Source organism: Micromonospora sp. SL4-19 (genome assembly GCF_047921475.1).
In the GTDB taxonomy this organism is placed as follows: Bacteria; Actinomycetota; Actinomycetes; order Mycobacteriales; family Micromonosporaceae; genus Micromonospora.
Map to the genome: position 1 here is coordinate 1 of NZ_JBLROB010000070.1, position 1809 is coordinate 1809.

Below are 1809 nucleotides of genomic sequence, written 5' to 3' on the forward strand. Positions count from 1 at the left end.
GATCCGCGCGCTACCGGTGTGACGCCGCGCCCGTACACAGACACCCATCGCTTTCACTCCGTTTGGCGGTGCAGTTAAGGTCGAAGTTCCGCACCCGGATCGTCACCGAGGCCATCATCGGCGGGGTCACCGGCAGCATCAGCCGCCCGGAAACTCTGCTGCTGGGCCGGTTCGACCGACGGGGACGGCTGCGATACACCGGCCGCTCCCACCCGCTGACCAACGACCAGCGTGCGGCGCAAGCCGAACTGCTCTCACCGCCACGCATACCGCGCCACGGCACGGCCCACCCGTGGCCGCAGCCGCTGCCCGCGTCCTGGACCGGCCAGCTGGACCGGCCCGAACCGCTGCCATACGTGCAGGTGGAACCGACCATGGTGGCGGAGATCGACGCCGACGTGGCGTTCGAACACGGACGCTGGCGCCACCGGGTGCGGTACGCGCGGTTCCGAGCGGACCTATCGGTATATGACGTGCCGCTGCTCCTCGGCGAGGGCGAGGACCCGTTCGGGACCGCGATTGGCTAACGAGCGATGTTGCCGGGCCGGCAGGCACTGCCCGCAGGGAGGCTGGGGCGTGACCGGCTTCGCCGTTGACGGTCCGCGCCGCACCCACGCGGCAGCGGTAGGTGGCGGTGGCGAGGCCACCGCCCGCGGCATCGACGGCGGCGGTGATGTCCCGCACCGACCGGTGATGCTGATCGGCGATTGCCCTTAGATGCGCGGTGAGGGTGTCGTCGTTGAGGTGAAGCTGGGTGGTCAGGCCCAGGGTGGCGACGAGGCCGGAGAACGTCAGTTAGACAGGTGACTGGCGTTTCCGCAGCTCAGGCGCGAGCCAATCTAGCCCGCTTCGCCCTCAAGGTCCCTGCGTCGCTGCTCAGCCCAGGTCCGGATGTGGGCCGTAGCCCACACCCGGCCCACCGTGAGGTGAGCGATCGGCTTAGGGAAGTCCGCACGGTCAGCAAGGGTGTTAGCTCGCTGCCTGGACACACCGAGGAAAGCCGCAATCTCGGCCATCGCCATAACGTCCTCGGTCATCGATCCAGACCATCCGGCAAGGCGCTGTCGCTGTAGCATGTTCGCGAGGCGAATCAGCCGTAGTTCACGCACCGCACCATCGGCTGAGCGGTAGCGCCGGCCCCAAGCCCATAGCTCGCGTACACCTTGATCGACATGCTGGACCACCCACCAGCGGGCGACCGGCAACATCGATGGTTCCGCCTCACAGGTCGACAGGTAACTGCGTGCGGCATGCTTGATGAAGGCTGCGAGACCTTCGTGAAGCGGCTGCTTCGCCAGCACCGAGTTCAGCGCCTCGTCAACCGGTCGGCGGTCGAACTCCACAGCGTCCAATACGTCCATGACCAGCCGCACCGGCACCGGCGGCTTGTCTCGACGCGGCCAGGCAGCGGGCTTAAGCCCTGGCCTCGACTTCACCGCAAGGTGCATCGCGCACCTATGGTCTCCCCCAGCCAAGACGCTCAATGCCACACGAATGGGCGACGCGCTGCCGACGAGTTCAGGCGGCGCGGTCCAGGGTCCTGCAGGCGGTGCGTCCTCGGGTGTTCTCTTACCGGGAACGAGGGGAAGGGTGCCGCGTTGTTCCGGGCTAACGGCTTCCTGTCTGATATCGCGCTCCCATGACGAGGGTGTCCGCACAGTTCAGCACCTTGAAGCTTGATCGCAGGGCGCGAGTTATTGATAACGACGCATTGGAACGCTAGCAGACCAGGTTAACTGAGCAGCAATGCCGACGTGGTGCGTCCGTATCAGCATGATCAGGTGCACCCAACTCGGCCAGATCCGGATG

2 protein-coding genes and 1 pseudogene are annotated in these 1809 nt (G+C 66.4%); 1 reads left to right on the forward strand and 2 read right to left on the reverse strand.

What is annotated here, in order from left to right; genetic code table 11:
* The first annotated feature begins 68 nt into the window (after nucleotides 1-68).
* On the forward strand, nucleotides 69-527 hold the full coding sequence (locus ACNAVT_RS31670) for a hypothetical protein (RefSeq protein ID WP_416301655.1): 459 nt from the start codon (nucleotides 69-71) through the stop codon (nucleotides 525-527).
* A gap of 94 nt (nucleotides 528-621) precedes the next feature.
* On the opposite strand, the pseudogene ACNAVT_RS31675 reads toward ACNAVT_RS31670, so the two are convergent.
* Nucleotides 622-786: pseudogene (locus tag ACNAVT_RS31675) on the reverse strand (GPP34 family phosphoprotein); the annotation flags it as partial.
* Between the two features lie 53 nt (nucleotides 787-839).
* The gene (locus ACNAVT_RS31680) at nucleotides 840-1379 is read right to left on the reverse strand and encodes a helix-turn-helix transcriptional regulator (protein WP_416301657.1); all 540 of its coding nucleotides are present in this window, start codon (nucleotides 1377-1379) and stop codon (nucleotides 840-842) included.
* Between the last annotated feature and the right edge of the window lie 430 nt (nucleotides 1380-1809).